General features: G+C 69.4%; 15 protein-coding genes and 1 tRNA gene. 6 read left to right on the top strand and 10 right to left on the bottom strand.

Going from position 1 to position 18,434, the window contains the following annotated elements; all coding sequences use genetic code 11:
• Positions 1–80 precede the first annotated feature (80 nt).
• Positions 81–1,016: a mycothiol synthase gene (gene mshD / locus IF12_RS0100555; RefSeq protein WP_081912830.1), complete on the top strand. Its 936-nt coding sequence runs from the start codon at positions 81–83 to the stop codon at positions 1,014–1,016.
• A gap of 43 nt (positions 1,017–1,059) precedes the next feature.
• Here mshD and IF12_RS23585 read toward each other — a convergent pair whose 3' ends face one another.
• The 5 genes from IF12_RS23585 to IF12_RS0100530 all read right to left on the bottom strand — a co-directional run bounded on the left by IF12_RS23585 (position 1,060) and on the right by IF12_RS0100530 (position 7,221).
• The gene (locus tag IF12_RS23585) at positions 1,060–1,836 is read right to left on the bottom strand and encodes a hypothetical protein (RefSeq protein ID WP_133884123.1); all 777 of its coding nucleotides are present in this window, start codon (positions 1,834–1,836) and stop codon (positions 1,060–1,062) included.
• A 49-nt stretch (positions 1,837–1,885) separates the two neighbouring features.
• A complete protein-coding gene (locus IF12_RS0100545; protein WP_030144320.1) occupies positions 1,886–2,899 on the bottom strand; it encodes an inorganic phosphate transporter in 1,014 nt (337 codons plus the stop codon).
• 1 nt (position 2,900) lies between these two features.
• The gene (locus IF12_RS0100540) at positions 2,901–3,530 is read right to left on the bottom strand and encodes a DUF47 domain-containing protein (protein ID WP_030144319.1); all 630 of its coding nucleotides are present in this window, start codon (positions 3,528–3,530) and stop codon (positions 2,901–2,903) included.
• 356 nt (positions 3,531–3,886) lie between these two features.
• On the bottom strand, positions 3,887–5,830 hold the full coding sequence (locus IF12_RS0100535) for an ATP-dependent DNA helicase (protein WP_030144318.1): 1,944 nt from the start codon (positions 5,828–5,830) through the stop codon (positions 3,887–3,889).
• Positions 5,827–7,221: an AI-2E family transporter gene (locus IF12_RS0100530; RefSeq protein WP_081912828.1), complete on the bottom strand. Its 1,395-nt coding sequence runs from the start codon at positions 7,219–7,221 to the stop codon at positions 5,827–5,829. The genes IF12_RS0100535 and IF12_RS0100530 overlap by 4 nt, the downstream gene beginning before the upstream one ends.
• Before the next feature lie 438 nt (positions 7,222–7,659).
• Between IF12_RS0100530 and IF12_RS0100525 the strand changes: the two genes are divergently transcribed.
• From IF12_RS0100525 to IF12_RS0100515, 3 genes are read left to right on the top strand one after another with little or no spacing between them, the layout of a single operon-like run.
• On the top strand, positions 7,660–7,998 hold the full coding sequence (locus IF12_RS0100525) for a co-chaperone GroES (RefSeq protein WP_030144316.1): 339 nt from the start codon (positions 7,660–7,662) through the stop codon (positions 7,996–7,998).
• A complete protein-coding gene (locus IF12_RS0100520; protein ID WP_030144315.1) occupies positions 7,998–8,936 on the top strand; it encodes a prephenate dehydrogenase/arogenate dehydrogenase family protein in 939 nt (312 codons plus the stop codon). Before IF12_RS0100525 ends, IF12_RS0100520 begins: the two co-directional genes overlap by 1 nt.
• Complete coding sequence (locus IF12_RS0100515; RefSeq protein WP_030144314.1) at positions 8,933–10,630, top strand: DUF885 domain-containing protein; 1,698 nt, start codon at positions 8,933–8,935, stop codon at positions 10,628–10,630. Before IF12_RS0100520 ends, IF12_RS0100515 begins: the two co-directional genes overlap by 4 nt.
• A 304-nt stretch (positions 10,631–10,934) precedes the next feature.
• Here the strand turns inward: IF12_RS0100515 and IF12_RS0100510 are convergent, their stop codons facing one another.
• Positions 10,935–12,074 (bottom strand): winged helix DNA-binding domain-containing protein, encoded by a 1,140-nt coding sequence (locus tag IF12_RS0100510; protein ID WP_081912823.1) that lies wholly within the window; start codon positions 12,072–12,074, stop codon positions 10,935–10,937.
• A gap of 158 nt (positions 12,075–12,232) precedes the next feature.
• Between IF12_RS0100510 and IF12_RS0100505 the strand changes: the two genes are divergently transcribed.
• Together IF12_RS0100505 and IF12_RS0100500 are read left to right on the top strand one after the other, a co-directional pair.
• Positions 12,233–12,922 carry a hypothetical protein gene (locus tag IF12_RS0100505; protein ID WP_030144312.1) on the top strand — a complete coding sequence of 230 codons (690 nt, stop codon included), beginning with the start codon at positions 12,233–12,235 and terminating at the stop codon, positions 12,920–12,922.
• A gap of 115 nt (positions 12,923–13,037) precedes the next feature.
• Positions 13,038–13,113 (top strand) — tRNA-Arg (locus tag IF12_RS0100500).
• On the opposite strand, the gene IF12_RS27100 is transcribed toward IF12_RS0100500, so the two are convergent.
• The 4 genes from IF12_RS27100 to IF12_RS22445 form a co-directional block, all read right to left on the bottom strand.
• Positions 13,076–14,734 (bottom strand): recombinase family protein, encoded by a 1,659-nt coding sequence (locus IF12_RS27100; protein ID WP_369807670.1) that lies wholly within the window; start codon positions 14,732–14,734, stop codon positions 13,076–13,078. The two genes, IF12_RS0100500 and IF12_RS27100, sit on opposite strands and share 38 nt — an antisense overlap.
• A gap of 304 nt (positions 14,735–15,038) precedes the next feature.
• Positions 15,039–15,770: a replication-relaxation family protein gene (locus IF12_RS0100485; RefSeq protein ID WP_051703789.1), complete on the bottom strand. Its 732-nt coding sequence runs from the start codon at positions 15,768–15,770 to the stop codon at positions 15,039–15,041.
• Positions 15,771–15,845: 75 nt separating this feature from the next.
• The gene (locus tag IF12_RS23580) at positions 15,846–16,403 is read right to left on the bottom strand and encodes a hypothetical protein (RefSeq protein ID WP_133884122.1); all 558 of its coding nucleotides are present in this window, start codon (positions 16,401–16,403) and stop codon (positions 15,846–15,848) included.
• Positions 16,400–18,310, bottom strand: a complete 1,911-nt coding sequence (locus IF12_RS22445; protein WP_051703787.1) for a hypothetical protein — start codon at positions 18,308–18,310, stop codon at positions 16,400–16,402. Before IF12_RS22445 ends, IF12_RS23580 begins: the two co-directional genes overlap by 4 nt.
• Between the last annotated feature and the right edge of the window lie 124 nt (positions 18,311–18,434).

Below are 18,434 nucleotides of genomic sequence, written 5' to 3'. Positions count from 1 at the left end.
ACCGGCCTCCGGCGTGCCCCGGGCACATAAAAGGACTCAGCACCCCGGCACGGTGCTGAGTCCACGATTAGGGTAACCCCATGGCGCAACATGCTTCACTTCCGGGTCGGGATATTCACAGAATCGTTACGATGGCGCTCCGATGCGAGACGGTGGACGGCATCGCGCCGTTCAACGAGGAGACCACCCTCGCGCTCTCCCGCGGGCCCTCGCCCGAGCGGATGCACTTCGTTGCGCGCCAAGACGACAAGGTCATCGGGTACGCCGGCGCGGCGATGGTGGGCGAGGGCGCCGAAGCGGAGTTGGCGGTCGATCCGGACCACCGCGGGCACGGTGTCGGCAGCGCGCTGCTGGCCGAGATTCTCGGCTGGCTTGAGGCGCATATCACGAATCTTCGCGTGTGGGCCCACGGCGACCGGCCCGCCGCAGGCGGCTTCGCGGCCGCGCACGGCTTCACGCGCGACCGGGTGCTGTTCCAGTTCTCGCGCGATCTGGAGGGCTTCGCGTGGCCTTCGGCGTGGCCCGAGGGGATCGGACGCAACTGGCCGGTCGGGGACGCGCGCGCCGTGGAGATCGCCTCGGGGGTCCGCTTGCGGCCCTTCAGGGTCGGTCGGGACGAGGCCGAGTGGCTGCGGGTGAACGCGGCGGCGTTCGCCTCCCATCCCGAGCAGGGCCGGTGGACGGCGGCGGATCTGGCGGCCCGTGAGGAGGAGACCTGGTTCGACCCCGACGGGCTCATCGTCGCCGAGGACGAGGCGGGCCTGCTCGGGTTCCACTGGACGAAGGTGGAGGACGGCGTCGGCGAGGTGTACGTGCTCGGCGTCGACCCCCGCGCCCAGGGCACGGGCCTGGGCCGCACGTTGACGCTGGCGGGTCTGGCGCATCTTGCGGCGCACGGGATCCGGCAGGTGGACCTCTACGCCGACGAGTCGAACGCGAAGGCGGTCGAGCTGTACCAGTCGCAGGGTTTCGCCGTCGTGCGCACGGACGTGCAGTGGGACAAGCGGTTGCGGTGAGAGCGCGGCGGGTTCAGACCGTGCGCGTTCAGACCGTGCGCGTTCAGACCGTGGCGAGCGCGTCGGTCGGGTAGCCCTCTTCGCCCGGCAGCACGAGTCGCGCCTCGTCGTCGACCAGGCTCACGCGCGGCAGCACCGGCGACATTTCCCGCTGCTCGGCCGCGGCGAAGACCTCCCCGACGGTCGAGTATCGGGCGAGTTCGGCGAGGGTGGTCGCCTCGGGCACCGACATCTGGCCGCCGTACTGGCACACCGCCTGCTCGGGGCCGATCCACGTCGCGTACTCCGGCTCCCGCACGCGGATGCGCGGCTGGAAGCCCTCGGCGAGGGTGGCGACGTAGATCCACGAGTCGAACCGCACCGGCTCGTACTCGGGGGTGACCCAGCGCGCCCACGCCCGCTGGAGGGCCACCAGGGCGCCCGTCTCCTCCTCTACGGCGCGCACGCCGGTCATGGCGACGTCGGGGTCGTCGGGCTTGTGCCGGCCGCCGGGGAAGCCGTACTGGGCGGTCCTGGGGCCGCTGAGGGCCCCTCCGGGCACGCCCCGGCCGCTGTAGCCGTCCACGTCGAGATGGGCCCAGCGTTCGCGGACGGTGACCTGCGGCAGGTCGGCGCGGCCGATCGTGGGGAGCCCGAACGGCTCCTTGGCGGCGTGCCGCAGCAGGAACACCCGCAGCGGGGCCTCGCGCAGGAGGACGACGGCGGCGGCGCGCTCGGGTTCGGCAGGGGCGCCCTGCTCCTTGAGGCGGGCGAGGGCGCGAGCGGCCGACGCCGTGTCGACCGCTCGGAAGTCCCACTTCCCGTAGCGCTGGATGGACATGCCCATCACGCTAGTCCAAGCGCGGGGCGTTCCCGCGGCAATCGCGAATCTAGAAGATCCAACTGACCGGGAAGTACAGCAGCGCCCCCACCAGGGCCGCGACCGGGAAGGTGAGGATCCAGGCCATGACGATCGTGCGGGCCACGCCCCACCGGACGGCCCGCTTGCCGCCGGTCGAGCCGACGCCCATGATCGAGGAGGTGATGATGTGGGTGGTGGAGATCGGCGCGCCGATGAGGGTGTTGGCGAACAGCACCGTCGAGGCCACCGTCTCGGCGGCGAAGCCCTGCGGCGGGTGCAGGTCGATGATCTTGCGGCCGAGGGTCTTGATGATCCGCCAGCCGCCCTGGTAGGTGCCGAGGGCGAGCGCGCCGGCGGCGGCGAAGTAGACCCACTGGGGGATGTCGGTGGCGCTGTCCTGGTAGCCGCCGACGTAGAGGGCGAGGACGATGATGCCCATGGTCTTGGCGGCGTCCTGCATGCCGTGGCCGACGGCCATGGCGGCGGCCGAGACGGTCTGGGCGTGGCGGAAGCCGCGGTTGAGCCGGTCGGGCCGGCCTTTGCGGAAGATCCAGTAGACCGCGAGCATCGCCAGGAAGCCGCACGCGAAGCCGACCAGCGGGGAGATGACGGTGGGGAGGGCGACCTTGGTGAGGAAGCCCATCCAGATGACCTCGGCGCCGCCGACGAACCAGCTCGCGGCGAGGGTCGCTCCGGCGACGCCGCCGAACAGGGAGTGGGAGGCCGAGATGGGCCAGCCGAAGTACCAGGCGATGTAGTTCCAGCCGATGGAGCCGCAGACGCCGGCGATGACGATGATGAGGCCGGTCATGGAGACCGGGAGGCTCACCAGGCCGTCGGCGACGGTCTTGGCGACGGCCGCACCGAGGTGGGCGCCGATGAAGTTGCCGATCGCGGCCATCGCCAGCGCGGTCCGGGGCTTGAGCGCCCGGGTCGAGATGGAGGTGGCGATGGCGTTGGCGGAGTCGTGGAAGCCGTTGGTGTAGGCGAACATAAGGGCCGCGGCGATTGCCACGACCACCGCTATGAGGTTGGCGTCCACGTCAGGATTCCTTGACGTACACGGTCTCGATCGCGTTGCTCACGTGCTCGAAGGAGTCACAGGCGGCTTCCAGCTCGTCGGCGACCTCTTTGAGCTTCATGACCGTCAGGGTCTCGTACTCGCCGGAGTACAGGCGCACCAGCAGCATCCGGTAGGCGCGGTCGCCGTCGTTCTCGAGGCGATTGCACTCGACCCAGTACTCCTTCATGGAGGGGTTGAGTCCTTTGAGCTTGGGCATGTAGGCGTCGAGGAGGTCGGCCTGGGCGTCGAGGACGGTGATCTGCTCGATCATCTCTCGCGGGATGGCCGGAAGCTCGGAGAGGCCGTAGAGGTAGACGAGGTTGGCGGCGGCCTCGACGTGGTCGAGCACGTCGTCGAGCTTGCCGGCGAGTTCGTGCATGTCGTTGCGGTCCATCGGCGTGACGAAGGTGGAGTTGATCTTGTTGAACAGCCGGTGGGTGAGGTGGTCGTTGTCGTGCTCGACGTCGACGAGGCGCTCGGAGATCGACTGGAAGTCCGGCTTGTCCTCGCCCAGCTCCGAGAGGATCGTGACGCCGCGTTTGATGTTCCCCGCCGCCTCGGTGAAGAAGGCGTAGAACGCGCCTTCTTGGGGTTTCAACGAGAATCGCACTGGGCACCTCGGTCTTTCGGTCGTCGGTCTGTCCTCACTGTACCGATCGGCCCAGTGGACGGGTGGAATTCGTCTCCGCGAAGTTAACATCCAGATGAACGCGAGACAAGCTTGTGAAGTCGCCTGTGTGAGAATCCACGAAACCGCTCCTAGCTGGGGTTATGCAAAGGTTTCACTTGAATTCATCTTTTGTTCACCTTTGATCGCGAGGGCGTCCGCGACGCATTGAAAGCGCACTGGTCAGCCCGCAGGACGCCCCACTCCACCGTCACCGGGGCGTACCCGCACCGGCCCGTGGGAACCGTCCATTCTGTGAATTCCCCGATCCCGCCGAGCCGGCGCCGCCCGCGCGGGCGCTACTTCGCGGCGCCCTCGGCGAGGCGCTCGAGCGCGCCGGCGACCGAGTCGGACTTGTCGGTGTACCAGAACGGCGGCAGCGAATCGCGCAGGAACTTCCCGTACGAGCGGCTCGTCGCCAGCCGGGAGTCGAGGATCGCGACCACGCCGCGGTCGGTGGTGCGGCGGATGAGGCGCCCGGCCCCCTGCGCGAGCCGGATCGCCGCGGCCGGGACCGACACCTCGGTGAAGCCCGAGCGGCCCGCCGCGTCGGCGGCCTCGGACCGCGCGGCCGTCAGCGGCTCGGTCGGACGCGGGAACGGGATGCGGTCGACCACGACCAGGCGGCAGGTCATGCCCGGCACGTCCACGCCCTGCCAGAGGCTCATGACGCCCAGCAGGCAGGTCGACTCCTCCTCCTTGAAGCGCTTGACGAGGCTCCCGAGGGTCTCCTCGCCTTGCAGGAGGATGTCGTAGTCGGTCTGGGCGCGCAGCAGCTCGGCGGCGGCCTCGGCGGCCCGCTTGGACGAGAACAGGCCGAGCGTCGCGCCCCGGCTCGCCTCGACCAGTCGCAGCAGCTCCTTGCCCGACTCGGCCGACAGGCCCGAGGCGGTCGGGCGCGGCAGCCGCGCGGCGACGTAGAGGATGCCCTGCTTGCGGTAGTCGAACGGGGAGCCCACGTCCAGCGAGGTCCAGCCGTGCCCGTCGGCGGGCAGACCGAGGTTTCGGGCGACGATGTCGAAGCGGCCGCCGAGGGTCAGCGTCGCCGAGGCGGCGATGACGGTGCGGTCCTCGTACAGCATCGCCGAGAGCAGGCCGCCGACCGACAGCGGCGCGGCGACCAGCTGCGGGCCGTTCGGCTCCGACCAGATCACGTCGTCGCCGGCGGGACCGGCGCAGCGCCCGGCCGTCTCCACCATCTCGACCAGGCCCGCCTTGAGCTGCTGGGCGCTGAGCTGCTTCTTCGTCGCGTCATCGAGTGCGGACATCACCGTGGTGGCCTTCACGCACGCCGCGTTGATCAGATGCAGCGACTCCACCAGCGGGGCCGGGAGCTCGTCGGGGAAGCGCCGCTCCCCCACCGCGTTCAAGGCGTTCTCCAGCGCGTCGGCGGCCTCGCGGATCTGGTCGGCCACCTCGGCGTCGATGAGGCGCCTGCCGCGCTGCGCGAGCCAGCGCAGCCGGGCCGGGTGGAGCTCGGCACGGGCGGCCGAGGTGACCCGGTCGACCAGCTCGTGCGCCTCGTCGACGATGAGCACCGCGTGCTCGGGCAGGACGCTGCGCTCGTTCATCATGTCGATCGACAGCAGCGCGTGGTTAGTGACGACGATGTCGGCCTCGTGCGCGCGGGCGCGGGCCCACTCGGCGAAGCAGTCCGGGCCCTGCGCGCAGTCCTTCGCGCCGGGGCACTCGGCCGAGGAGGTGGAGGCCTGCTTCCAGGCGCGGTCGCTCACGCCCGGGTCGAGGTCGTCGCGGTCGCCGGTGTCGGTGTCGTTCGCCCAGTCGAACAGGCGCTGGACCTGCTTGGCGAAGCTCGCCTGCTGCCCGGCCCACTTGAGCGTCTCGGTGCCTTCGAGGGTGCCCTCGTCCTCGTCCTCCTCACCGGCGATCTTGCGCTTGCACACGTAGTTGTGGCGGCCCTTGAGGAGCGCGAACGTGGGCGTGCGGCCCAGCAGCGGCGCGACGGCCTCGACCAGGCGCGGCAGGTCCACGGCCACGAGCTGGTGCTGGAGGGCGAGCGTCGCGGTCGAGACGACCACGGGCTTGCCGGCTGCGAGCGCCGCGCACAGGTACGCGAGGGACTTGCCGGTGCCGGTCCCGGCCTGCACGAGCAGGTGCTTGCCGGAGTCGACGGCTTCGGCGACGGCCGCGCACATCTGGCGCTGGCCCTCGCGGGCCTGGCCGTGCGGGGTGGCCGCGACGGCGGCGTCGAGGATCGCGAGGGCTTCGGTCTCGGCGCTCATGCCTCCTGGGCCGCCTGCTCGCCCGCGTCGGATCCGCCTTCGACGATGTCGTCGGCCTCGCCGTTGGCGGCCGCGTCCGCGGCGGCCTCGGCGTCGAGCCCGCGGGCCTCGGCCTGGCGGCGGGCGGTGCGGAAGCGGTTGAGGGCGCGGACGGTGCCGTTGAGGACGGCCAGGAGCGGGACGGCGACGAGCGCGCCGATGATGCCCCACACGAAGCCGCCCGCAGTGACGCCGAGGACGATCGCCAGCGGGTGGAGCTTCACGGCGCGGCTCATCAGGTACGGCTGCAACAGGTTCGACTCGAGCTGCTGGACGAGGAGGACGATGCCGAGGACGATGAGCGCGGTGACCAGGCCGTTCTCGGTGCCGACGAGGGCGACGACGACGGCGACGATGCCCGAGACCGTGGCACCGATGATCGGGATGAACGCGCCCAGGAAGATCAGCGTCGTCAGCGGCAGCCACAGCGGCACGTTCAGCACCCACAGGCCGAAGCCGATGAAGATCGCGTCGACCGCGGCGACGACCACGACCATCCGCATGTACTGGACGAGGGTCGACCAGCCGGCGCTGCCGGCGTAGTGCAGCGACGCGGTGGCCGGGCGGGGCAGCATCCCGGTGAGGAAGCTCCAGATCTTGCGGCCGTCGCGGATGAAGAAGTAGGTGGTGAACAGGACCAGGAACAGGCCGGTGACGAAGTTGCCCAGGCCCGAGGCGGTCGAGCCGGCGACGTCGAGGCCGGTCTGGAGGATCGTCTCCTGGTTGTCGTTGTACCAGTTGGTGATGTTGCCCTGGATGCCTGCGAGGAAGTCGGCTATCTGCGCGCCGTCCAGGCCCCACGGCCCGGACTCGAGCCAGGCCTGGGCGTCCTTGAGGCCGGTGAGGATCGAGTCGTAGAAGTCGGGGATGCCCGCGATGAACTGCTGGATCACGAAGGTGATGACCGCCGAGACGGCGGCGAGGCCGGCGATGAGCACCAGGATCGAGGCGAGGGACTTGTTCCAGCCGTGGCGGATCAGCCAGGCCGCGAGCGGCTGGAGCATGGCGGCGAGGAGGAAGGAGATGACGACCGGGATGACGACCATGGTGACCTGGCTGAGCAGGTACAGGACCACGGCGACGGCGGCGCCGATGATGAGCATCCGCCAGGACCAGGCCGCGCCGACCGCGAGGCCGACGGGGACGTAGCGGCGCTCGGGGTTGTCGCCGGCGCCGGCCTCGTCGAGCTCCGGGGGCAGGCCGCCTCCGCCGCCGGCGGCGCCGGGGATCTCCGGCTCGGCCTCGATGACGACCGCGGCGCGGCCGGCCAGGGCCCGCTCGGCGACGGGGTTGAGGCGCATACCGATCCACAGTTGTCTGGCACGGGCGGTGGTGCGGCGGAATCGGCTCACGGTCTCTCCAAAAGACGCGGGTGCAACGTCACCACGTACCGTACCGGCTCGGTGCGACCGGCCCCATCCAGCCAGCACCACCGAGACGGGACCGGCAGGCGGTACCGGGAGGCTGGATCGGAGGGCCGAAAGCGGCGGCCGGGGCATGTCGGACCCCTGGTGCACCCTTGTTGAAGGGGCCCGGAACGCGACACTCCCGACCCCGGGGAGCGGAAGGCATACCCATCGCAGGCCGCCCCGAACCGGCGCGGACCACCGAATGTCGCACCCGCGCGTCACCCTTGTGTAAGGGCACCGCGAATCGACACACCCGGCCGCGGGGTGCGTACGGCGATGACACTGTCGGACCCTCGCGCCATTGTTGAAACGGGGGTCCCAGCGATCGGACACACCCGACCCCGGGGGCCGGACCCTCGCCGGGCGGTAGGCTGGGCTGTTGTGACCGATACTCCGTTGGACGCCACATCCGGCCTGCCGGTCCGGCTGCTGCACGACCGCCTCCTCGTCCGCGAGGACGCCGACTCCGAACGCCGCTCCGCCGCCGGCATCGTCATCCCCGCCACCGCCTCGGTCGGCCGCCGCCTCCACTGGGCCGAAGCCGTCGGCGTCGGCCCGCTCGTGCGCTCGGTCGAAGCCGGGGACCGCGTCCTGTTCGACCCCGACGACAAAGCCGAAGTCGACATGCAGGGCCGCACCTTCATCCTCCTGCGCGAACGCGACATCCACGCCGTCGCCGCCAAACGCGTCGACGACGACGGCACCGGGCTCTACCTCTGATGCGCATCGCGGTCGCCGGGCTGGGCCTCATCGGCGGGTCGGTCGCACTCGCGCTCGCCGAAGCCGGCCACGCCGTGATCGGCCACGACCCCGACCCGGCCACCCGCGAGGCCGCCGCCGCGCACTTCCCCGTCACCGCCGACCCGGCCGCGCTCCTCGACACCGACCTGGCCGTCGCCGCCGCCCCCTACCGGCACCTCGCCGCGGTCGCCGCGACCTTCGCCGACGGCGGCTACACCGGGCTGGTGACCGACGTCTCCTCCGTCAAGACCGAGGCGGCCCTCGCGTTCGAGGCCCACCCCCGCTTCGTCGGCGGGCACCCCATGGCCGGCAAGGAGACCGCCGGCTTCGCCTCCGCCGAGGCCGGGCTCTTCCAAGACCGCACCTGGGTGCTGTGCCTCGAAGCGGACACCCTGCTCGCCGACTGGGTGACGGTCGCGAAACTGTGGACCGCGATCGGCGCGCGCGTCGTGCCCGCGACCGCCGCCTCCCACGACCGGGCCGCCGCCCGCATCTCGCACCTCGAGCACCTCGTCGCGGCCGCGCTCGTCCACGTCGCCGACGACCCGCTCTCGCGGGCGCTGGCCGCCGGGTCCTTCCGGGACGGCACGCGCGTCGCGGCCAGCCCGACCGCGCTGTTCACCGGCATGGTCGAGGGCAACCGGATCGAACTCGCCTCGGCCCTGGTCGAGTTCGTCGAGGAGATCGCCTCCACCGGGCCGCTGGTACTGGACGCCGAGCGGCCCGAGCCGCTCGCCGACTGGTTCGAGCAGGCCCGTGAGCTGCGCGTCTCGTGGCCGCCCGAGCCCGGGGAACCCGAAACGGTGCCGCTGACACGGGAGGCGCTGCTGGCGCTGGGCGCCGCCGGCGGGTGGGTCTCGGCGTTCGAAAGTGAGGTCGCGATCGGGCGCCGTCCTCGCGTAAAGTCCACTCCATGAGACGAATCGATGAGATCGCCGACGAGTACGTCGACGAGGTCCTGAAACTCAGCCCTCTGGAAGCCACCGCGTTGGGCGTCCCCGGACACGACCACGAGATCGACGACTTCTCCCCCGCCGGGTTCGCGGCCCAGGCCGACCTGGAGCGGCGCACGATCGCCGCCCTCGAGGAGGCCGAGCCGGTCGACGAGCGCGAGCGCACCGCCAAGGAGGCCATCCTGGAGCGGCTGCGGCTCTCGCTGGAGCGGTACGAGGCCGGGGACATCTACCTCAGCCTGAACGTGCTGGCGTCCGCGATCCACGGCATGCGCCAGATCTTCGACCTCATGCCGAAAGACGGCAAGGAGGCGGCCGAGAACATCGCCGCGCGCCTCGCCGCCGTCCCGGACGCGGTCGAGCAGTACACCGAGACGCTGCGCGCCGAGGCCGCGGAGGGCCGCGTCGCCGCCAAGCGGCAGGTGCTCGAGGTCGCGCAGCACTGCGACAACTGGAACGGCGCGAAGGGCAAGGACACCGACTTCTGGGCGGGCCTGGCGAACTCGGTGACCATCGACGGCGAGCCGATCAAGGCTGGCCCGCAGCGCATCGCTCTGAGCAACGGCGCCAACTGGGCGCGCTCGGCGATCACGAAGTTCGCGGTGTTCCTGCGCGAGGAGCTGGCCCCGCAGGCGCCAGAGAAGGACGCGGTCGGGCGCGACCGGTACGCGCGGGCGTCCCGGTACTTCATCGGCTCGGAGATCGACCTCGCCGAGACCTACGCGTGGGGCTGGCAGGAGCTGGCGCGCATCGAGGCGGACATGCGGGCGACCGCGGAGAAGATCAAGCCGGGCGCTTCGATCGACGAGACCGTGGCGTTCCTCGACCAGGACCCGGAGGCCAACTTCACCGACAAGGAGGCCTTCCGCGACTGGATGCAGGAGCTCGCCGACTCGACGATCGCCGACCTGGCCGACAAGCACTTCGACATCCCCGAGCAGATCCGCACGATCGAATGCAAGATCGCGCCGACCGAGGACGGGGCGATCTACTACACGGGCCCGAGCGAGGACTTCTCGCGGCCCGGCGCGATGTGGTGGTCGGTGCCGGAGGGCCAGCAGCTGTTCGGCAAGTGGCGCGAGAAGTCCACGGTGTACCACGAGGGCGTGCCGGGCCACCACCTCCAGGTGGGGCAGACGATGGCGCGCGTGGAGCTGCTCAACCGGTTCCAGCGCCAGCTGATGTGGTGCTCGGGCCACGGCGAGGGCTGGGCGCTCTACTCCGAGCGGCTCATGGACGAGCTGGGCTACTACGACGACGACCCGGCCGGGCGCCTCGGCATGCTCGACGCGCAGGCCTTCCGGGCCGCGCGCGTCGTGGTCGACATCGGCCTCCACTGCGAGTTCACCATTCCCGAGGACAACCCGTTCGGCTGGCGGCCGGGCGAGGAGTGGGACGGCGAGAAGATGTTCGAGTTCATGAAGGCGCACACCCGCACCATCGAAGACGACATGCTCAGCTTCGAGCGCAACCGCTACCTCGGCTGGGCCGGGCAGGCCCCGTCGTACAAGGTCGGCGAGCGGCTGTGGATGCAGGCCCGCGACGACTACAGGGCCCGCAAGGGCGAGGACTTCAACCTCAAGCAGTTCCACTCGGACGCCCTGAACCTCGGCTCAATGGGCCTCGCACCCTTCGCCGACGCCCTGGCCCGCCTGTAGGCGAGGGGACGCGCGAGAAGGCCGGTCTCACCGGCCTCTGGCACCGCTCAGAACTGAAATCGCCTCATATGTCACACCCTTGAGGTACGGCTTGTTGAACGGGGGTGCTGCGTTCGGAACATATCCGTCATTCCGGATTTGTCCATAACACAGCACCCCCGTTCAACCACAGTAGACCGCACCTCTGACACCAGGCACAACACGAGCAATCCTCGAACCAAAGGCAGTCTCAGAAAGGGCGCCCTCCAGCAGGGCGACCCCAGGCAGGACGGCCTCAAGCAAGGAAACCCCCGGCAGGTCGGCCTTAAGCGGGATCGTCGAGTTGGAGGTCCAGCTCGTCCTTGCCGTACCAGGCTCGCAACCGGTCGGCTCTCCGCCGCAGCGCCGCGATCTCGGCGGCGGTGAAACCGCGCGGCCTCCACGTCTCCACCACCAGGCTGTCCTTCTTCGGCGTGGCCTTCCAGTGGCCGATCACCTGGCCGTCGAGCAGGATCGCCGGGTTGTACCTCGGCCGGTCGGGGAACCGCGACCGCGGCACCGAATGGTGCAGCACCAGGTCCTTCGAATCGGTGTAGGAGCACATCATCTCGTCGAAGCCCTGCACGAAGTCGACCACCGGCCCGCCCTCGGCCGGCTCGGGCCGGTCCAGCCCGAAATAGAAGACCCGGCCCAGCGCCTCGACCGAACCAAGGTCCAGCGCGTCCACCGCGGCCTTCGCGTCCGAGACCTTCAACGACGCCCAACGGGTGAAATCCTTGAGCGTCGCCGGACCCCTCGAAGTGAAGAACCGCAGCGCCAGCGCCCGGACCGCCTCATCATGCTCGATCGGCCCGGCCGGGACGCGCTCGTCGAAGTTCGCGTACGTCTGCTTGCCGTCCCTCTGCGTCCCCGAGCACACCACCGCGCTCAGTTCCGCGTGCGCGACCAGGTGCGCGAGCCGCTGCCCGGTCGGGTCCGCGACACCGGCGGCGAGCGCCTCGGAGAGCTCCTCGCGGGTCAGGTGCTTTCCGCCCGCCGTGGCCTCGGCGATCAGGGCGTTCGAGCGCGCAAAGATGCCTTCGTCGAATCCGAAGGCGCGGTTGTTCGTGCCCATGAGCTGCTTGACGCGGTCGGCGGTGGCCGCGAGCATCATCCGCAGGTCCTCGACCGGCACGGTGTGCCAGGTCGGGCGCAGGACGTGCGTGCGGACCACCGCGCCCTGCTCGATCAGGGCGTCCACCGCGGCGGGCCCGGCGAAGGCCAGCGCCTCCCCGTCGGGGACGGCTCGCATCGCGGGGGTGAGCTTCGAGGGCTGGTACTCCTGGGACTGGACGGCGCCGAGGTGCGAGAACGCCTCCATCGGGGTGGCGCATCGCTCGCCCCAGAGCCGCTGCGAGTGGGCGCGCCAGGCGGCGACGGCCCCCGGCGCGAGATCCGTGCCGGTACGGCCGGTGGGTGTTGGCATCCGCTCATGCTAGTCGCCGCGGACGACACGAGCCCTCCGCTGATCCATGTGTCCGGTCTCCCTCTGCGCCCCGTCGCGTCGCCCCGTGGTGTGAAACTCCTTCCACGAGTGCGCTGACTTGGGTAGACGCGGTTGCGAAGAGCGGCCACAATTGCGGAATGTCCCTTCCGAACGCGATTCTCAGGCTCTCGACCGACGTCCTCGCCGACATCAACGACGACGAGCGCCTGGCGTTCGCGTATGCGCACGGCCCCGCGCTGTCGGGTTACGGGGAGGACGCCGAGCTGGTGTGCGTGTGGGAGACCGAATCGGTGCCCGACGACGCCAGCGACGAGGCGGTCCACCTCACGGTGGCCAGGTTCCAGTCCCTGCTGGAGGTGCTCGACGGCGGCGAGGGCTGGCGGGAGCCGGGCGACGAGGCGCTGCGCGTCATCTCCCGCTTCGCCGAGGGGATCCTCCTGGCCGACGACTCCGAGCTGGGCTCCAGGGCCCGCGCCGAGGTCACGGAGTTCCCGCAGACGCTGGCGGACGCGGCTCGCGAGGCGGTCGCGAGCGAGGCGGAGGCCGTGGCGAAGCGTCTGGGCGACGCCGAGGACCCGTGGGAGCTGGCCGAGACGCTCACGAGCGGCCTGCACCGCGCTTATGTGGCGCTGTTCGCGGCGGGAGGGCACTTCTTCCCGGGCCGTGAGCACCGCGTGGAGGCGGTGCAGCGCCACCTCCTGGGTGACGAGGTACCCGAGGCCGAAGCGGCCGTGTGGGCGGCCGCGGAGGCGCCCCGCCCGGAGCGCGCCGAGCGCCTGCCGGAGGCCTGGCGGAACCTCGCCAAGACCGTCCTGGACAACTGCTGACGGGAACTCACGCCGAGGTCGATGACACAGCGCACATCCGCATACCCGCTTGCAGTCCCGTTTTCAGCCCAGGTATCGTTATCCGGGTCCTGATCGAAGCGGTCAAGACGGGCATGCGCCCCTAGCTCAACGGATAGAGCATCTGACTACGGATCAGAAGGTTGGGGGTTCGAATCCCTCGGGGCGCGCCAATAGTTCGTTACTCGAACACACAGCTGGTAAAGCGGCTGCCGACGCCAGCGGATATACCATCCGCTGGCGTTTTTCGTATCTCCCGACAAGTGGCGAGAACGGGGCCTTGACCTCGTCCCGTTCGATCCAGGGCGCCTGTGTGTCTTGATCCGCCTCCACCACGAGCTTCGCGAAGCAGGCCAGGGTGAGCTGCTGCCCCTGGTCGGTGAGGCTGCGGAAGTAGGAACGCGGGCCTTCCAAAAGTTCGAGCAGCGCCCGCACCGCTTGCCCAGCTTGCTCCACGGGGTCGTCGTCAATCGTTTCGAGCCGTTTGTCGATGCGGGCGATCCGGTCACGCACCTCCCGCATCTTCTCGGCGAGAACCTCCTGCGGCCAGTCGGGATTGCCGACGAGGTCCAGGTACTGGCCCTGCTGCTCGATGAAGCGGGCGCGCTCTACTTTGAGCTTGCGGCGGAGGCCTTGCCCGATCTGCCTGCGTTCGCGGGTGTCGGAGCTGAGGGCCTTGTTTGTCGTGTCGACGGTCGGCTGGGGAAGGCGAAGCGTCGCATGGTGATCCTCGACGGCGGCCTGCACCAGCTCGGCCTTGAGCCGAGGCAGGTCGCAACTGCGGACAAGCCAACCGAGGCAGCTGAAGTAGAAGTACACCGTGCCACGGCTGTTATTCCCGCGGTCGAGGTAGAGCCTGCCGCCGCAGCGTCCGCATTCGAGCGGGCCTTTGAGCGGGTGGTCGTGCACTCGCTGGCGGATACCCGAGGACTGCTTAGCTTCGATGACCTCTTGGACTTGGTCGAAGAGTCCTTGGTCGATCAGGGCCTCGTGGCGGCCGGGAGACTCCTTCCCCTTGTGGATGACGTATCCGAGGTAGTAGCGATCGCGTAGGAGCTTGCCGATCTTGTGGATGGAGACGGCCCTGCCACCGGGGAAGCGCTTGGTGGACCTGGTTCGCAGCCCGGCTTCGGTCATTTCGTCGCGCAGTTGCGCGAACGAGTACTTGCCCGTGGAGTAGAGCTCGAACATGGCTCGGACGTAAGGGGCGCGCTCGGAGTCGACCGCGACCGTGTTGACCTTGCGGCCGTCGATCTCCTCGACAACGTTGAGGTACCCGAGCGGGGCGGCACCGGGAGTGCCGCCGTTCTTCGCCTTGGCCTCCATCTTGAAGGCGACGTCGGCGCCCGACGCCCTGGACTGGTATTCGTTGACGGCGTCGAGGATGGTCCCGATCATGTCGCCCATGTCGGAGTCGTCGGTGAAGTCGCGAATCGAGATCAAAGCGACGCCGAGCTGCTTGAGCTCCCGTCGCGTCAACAACGCGTCGGTGGCATTGCGGTGCATCCGGGAGCGGGCGTAGACGATCACGTAGTCGACGTCGCGCCTGCTACGGATGCGGGCCATCATCTTCTGGAATTCCGGCCGGTTCTTCACCTCGAGCGCTGATCGGCCCGGGTCGACATACTCTTCGACGACGTCGACACCGAGCTCCTCGGCCTTTCGCCGGCAGGCCTTGCGCTGGGCCGGGATCGAGTTCCCCTCGGGGTCATAGTCATTGTCGACCTGGCCCTGGTAGGAGACCCGCAGATAAATCACCGCGCGACCCGCCGCACGTCGTACTTCATCGCTCATCGTTCGTCCGTTCTCCTTCGCTCCGACCGGAAGGCCGTTCATCCGCGTGGCAGCCGTGATCCAGCAAGATCTGCGCGATCAGGTGGGCATCGATCCGCTTCCGCAACCGGCCCGACACGGTCACCCGGACTGACTTTCTAGCCATTCCGGGCCTCAACCATGTGCAGCCCTACCTGGGCTTTCATCGCCAAATCAGCGGTTTTCAGCGACCGTAGCTCGAACTCGTCGGACCTACGAGCCTGCGCCCCAACAGGTTTTGAACGCTCGCGGCCGACTCGACACGGCGCTGCCAGAGACGGGGCCGTCATGGAGTTCTTCCGATCTCATCGAGGCGGCAGAGGCCTGGGTTATGCAGGAGGCGCCAGACCTGCCCGGTCGGGTCGGTAGCTCGATTTTGCACGGTGGTGGCGACCAGGAACCCGGCGCGGGTCTCGGCCCATGCCGTGTGCAGGTGCTCTTCGCGCCGCTGGCTGGTGAGCTCGAACAGGACGGTTCGCGGCCATCCGCTAAGGTGAAGCCGGTACCGGTCCAGCTTCGCGGCGACCTGTTCGACCGTCTCGGTTCCGGTGTCGTGCTCGAACCACACCTCGATGACGCCGTTCACCCCGTGCAGGAGTCCCGAGGCGTCGGGGCGCACCATCCCGCCGCTCAGCACCGCGGTCTCGGCTTCGCTGAGCCACTCGACCAGTTCGAGTGCGCCGCTGCGACAGGCCGCGGTGAGGCGGGCGAAGAAGTCGTTGACGCCCAGCAGATGCCCCGAACGCGGAGAGGTGGCCAGCTCGGCCATCCGGCGCTCCCAGGCGGGCCTGCGTGGGGCGGGTTCGCCTCGCGCAGCGGCGTGGAGATACGCGCCGGTGTGGCCGAGCGTATACCGGTACGCCTGGCTGCCGGGGCTGACGCAGGTGCGGAACCGTATGGCCACGTCGAGTCCGCGCAGCACCTCCAGCCGCCTGCGAGCGGAGCGCTCGGAGGTGAACAGGAGCGAGGTGAGCTGGTCGAGGGTGAACATGCCATGCCGTCCCAGGAGTTCGATCATCTCGAAGTCCCTGGGGGGTGAGCCTGCGCAGCACCGCCGTGAGGAACTCGGATCGGACGTATTCGTGTCGGACCATCAGGCCGCCTCTTCCGAATCCGGCCGCGACCTGGGCTGTGACCGGCCGGGTCCCTGCGCGTCTCTCTGTACGGGCCAACGACGTTGGAGACGCCGGTTGACTTGCGCACTCAGCCCGGAGGAGTCATTCGGCGACCGCACCATGCCGCTCGTCGTCTTCGAGCTGATGGCACGAAGCCGATCGGCGGCTTCGGCGCGGATCTGATCGGCCTTCCCGACCATAGGAGCAGGCGGCTCGGTTTCGAGCGTGAACGCGGGCAGCGCCTTTCCGTCGACCTGGATCCTGCAGGCGGCGGTGAAATCGTCACGCCAGGACAGGTCGTGTTCGCTGACGTGTGGCTGGACGTGCCGGACGAGCTGCTTGGCGTCCTCGGGGCTGACCGAGAAGTACAGTTTCGTGCGCGCCGAAGACGAGACCGCGAACTGCAACTCGCGCGGAAGCTGTGCCATGTACTGATGGGCGAGCGTCATCGACAGGTGGAGCCCCCGTGCTTCGGCGAGCATGTCGTCGACGCTGCCGGGCAGGTTCAGGAAGTTGTGCGCCTCGTCCAGGATCAAGGACGCGTCCCGCCGCAGTCGCTCGGGCAATCCGATGCGGCCGTAGCCGTGTGCCAGACTTTCGAGACCAAGACCGACCCCAGCAATGCGGCGGTGCCTTCACCGAGTTCGCCTTTGGACAATCGCGCGAGAACGATCCCGCCCCTGGACAGGACCTGATCCAGATCGATGGGCGCAACCGGGTCGCCGACGAGATTGCGTACGAACGGCCGCAAGAGCAGCGCCCTCGCCCGGGACAGCACGGGGCTCGCGATCTCGGCCTGCTTGGCGGACGTGTTCTGATCGAACCATCCCCAGAATCCGCGCAGGCCTGCCACGTCGGCTTCCTCGAACTTGATCGCGGCCCCGGCGTTCTCCGGCAGGCGCCGGATGAGGCTCTTGCGATACGCGTCAAAGGAGAGCAGGTTCGGCAACTGCGTGAGCGGGAGGTTCAGCTCCCTCAACGTCAGTAGCGAGAACCGCAGCACGTCGTCGGCTCTGGGACCCCAGAACTGGTGCCAGATGTTCCGGCAGATGCTCACCAGGTGATCGACCACGAGATACTGGTCGTCCCTCGCCAGCGGCGCGAGTCCGGGATTGATGTCCTGGCGCGGATCGATGAGATACAGCCGCCCGGCGACGTCAGCGGGATCGAGCCGGTCGAGGAGATCGTCGACCAGGTCGCCCTTCAGGTCGATCAACTCGAGCCCGCGGCGGTCCCGGATGTCAGCGAGTGCCAAGTGCTGGAGCAGCGTGGACTTCCCCGTCCCGGTCTTGCCGATCACGTGCAGATGGCAGCGGGCGTCGACGGTCTTGACGGCGATCTTGCGGCCTCCGCCAAGGTCGCGCCCGAGTGGCTTCGTGCCGCGCCCGCCTGAGGGCACCGCCTGCACCGGCTGGACCGCTCTGGCACCGGCCCGTTCCAGGGCAGGGACGATCGTGTCCACCGCCAGGTGCGCGAGCTGCGCGAGTTCGGTCGTGTTGAGCACCGTGGTGCGGCCCCGCCGGTGCTCATTGCATGCCGATGCGGCCCGCGGCAGTCGCGCCCGGTGGTGGCCGTGGTCGAGCATCGACATCACTGCGGCGCCGATCGAGGCGGCATAGTCTTTCGCTCGATCCTTGCGAGCTTCGGGGCCGTCGACCGCCCAGCGGACAGCGACGTTCCAGCACTGCTCACCGAGCCGTTTCGACAGGGCCTGTCGTTGCTCCCGCGCCCAAGGCGTCTCGGGCGAGTTCGAGGACGGCGGCTCGGGACGCACGAAGCTCCACAGCTCCTGACCCAGCGTCGGGGCGGCGTTGGGTCCGGCCGCAGACCTTCGCAACCGTTCGACCTGACGCCGACTCGCCGGCTGCGCCGCAACCTGGACCACCGAGGTCACGCCCTCGTGCGGGGTCGGCCCGGCCTCCAGCAGCGCCCGCAGGGGGTCCAGCGGGGCGTCAGTCCAGACCGGCGAGGCGCTCACCGCCCAGCGGACCTGTCCCCCGGCCGAGAAGCCATGGTCGCGAAGCGGCGGTTCGACGGGGAACACCCGGGTCGTCGATCCCGGCCACGCGGCCCGGATCGCCCCGGCGACGCGCTCGGCATTCAAACATCCCGGCACCCACACCCGCACCATCAATGCCGCGCCGCTGAAGCGGTACTCCCAGACCAGGTGCGCCTGCCCAAACAGCAACCGCGACCACCGGCCCGACTGATACCGGCCGATCGTCCGCCATGCCAAAAGCGCGCTTTTCGGATCGACTTCCGGCGGGGCTGCGATCGCGACGTAGGCCGCGCCTTCACGCCATCTGCGATGCACGCGACCAAGCAGCAACCGCCTCAGTACCGCGACTGCGAGCACGGTCGCCAGTGCGATGGCTACCGTCATTCCGAGCCGCTCCACGAACGGAGAGCGGCTGAGTTCTTTGATCAGATCGATTGGGTTCATGACCGGCACCTCCTCGATGCCTGCCGCCCGGCATCCTCAGCCCGACGACGCATCGGCGCCTTTCGCCGATCTCTCCATGAACCCTCGTGTGCGGGGTCACATGCAAGGGATGTGACAGCACAGC

The sequence above is a fragment of the Glycomyces sp. NRRL B-16210 genome, assembly GCF_000719515.1.
In the GTDB taxonomy this organism is placed as follows: Bacteria; Actinomycetota; Actinomycetes; order Mycobacteriales; family Micromonosporaceae; genus Glycomyces.
This window is presented reverse-complemented; position numbering and strand designations above follow the sequence as displayed.

Bases quoted from the DNA above. Each gene is read 5' to 3' on its own strand.
- IF12_RS0100505 (WP_030144312.1), top strand. From the start codon at position 12,233: ATGTCCCTTCCGAACGCGATTCTCAGGCTCTCGACCGACGTCCTCGCC.
- IF12_RS0100510 (WP_081912823.1), bottom strand. From the start codon at position 12,074: ATGCCAACACCCACCGGCCGTACCGGCACGGATCTCGCGCCGGGGGCC.
- IF12_RS23585 (WP_133884123.1), bottom strand. From the start codon at position 1,836: ATGTCCATCCAGCGCTACGGGAAGTGGGACTTCCGAGCGGTCGACACG.
- IF12_RS0100520 (WP_030144315.1), top strand. From the start codon at position 7,998: ATGCGCATCGCGGTCGCCGGGCTGGGCCTCATCGGCGGGTCGGTCGCA.
- IF12_RS27100 (WP_369807670.1), bottom strand. From the start codon at position 14,734: ATGAGCGATGAAGTACGACGTGCGGCGGGTCGCGCGGTGATTTATCTG.
- IF12_RS0100535 (WP_030144318.1), bottom strand. From the start codon at position 5,830: ATGAGCGCCGAGACCGAAGCCCTCGCGATCCTCGACGCCGCCGTCGCG.
- IF12_RS0100515 (WP_030144314.1), top strand. From the start codon at position 8,933: ATGAGACGAATCGATGAGATCGCCGACGAGTACGTCGACGAGGTCCTG.
- IF12_RS22445 (WP_051703787.1), bottom strand. From the start codon at position 18,310: ATGAACCCAATCGATCTGATCAAAGAACTCAGCCGCTCTCCGTTCGTG.
- IF12_RS0100485 (WP_051703789.1), bottom strand. From the start codon at position 15,770: ATGATCGAACTCCTGGGACGGCATGGCATGTTCACCCTCGACCAGCTC.
- mshD (WP_081912830.1), top strand. From the start codon at position 81: ATGGCGCAACATGCTTCACTTCCGGGTCGGGATATTCACAGAATCGTT.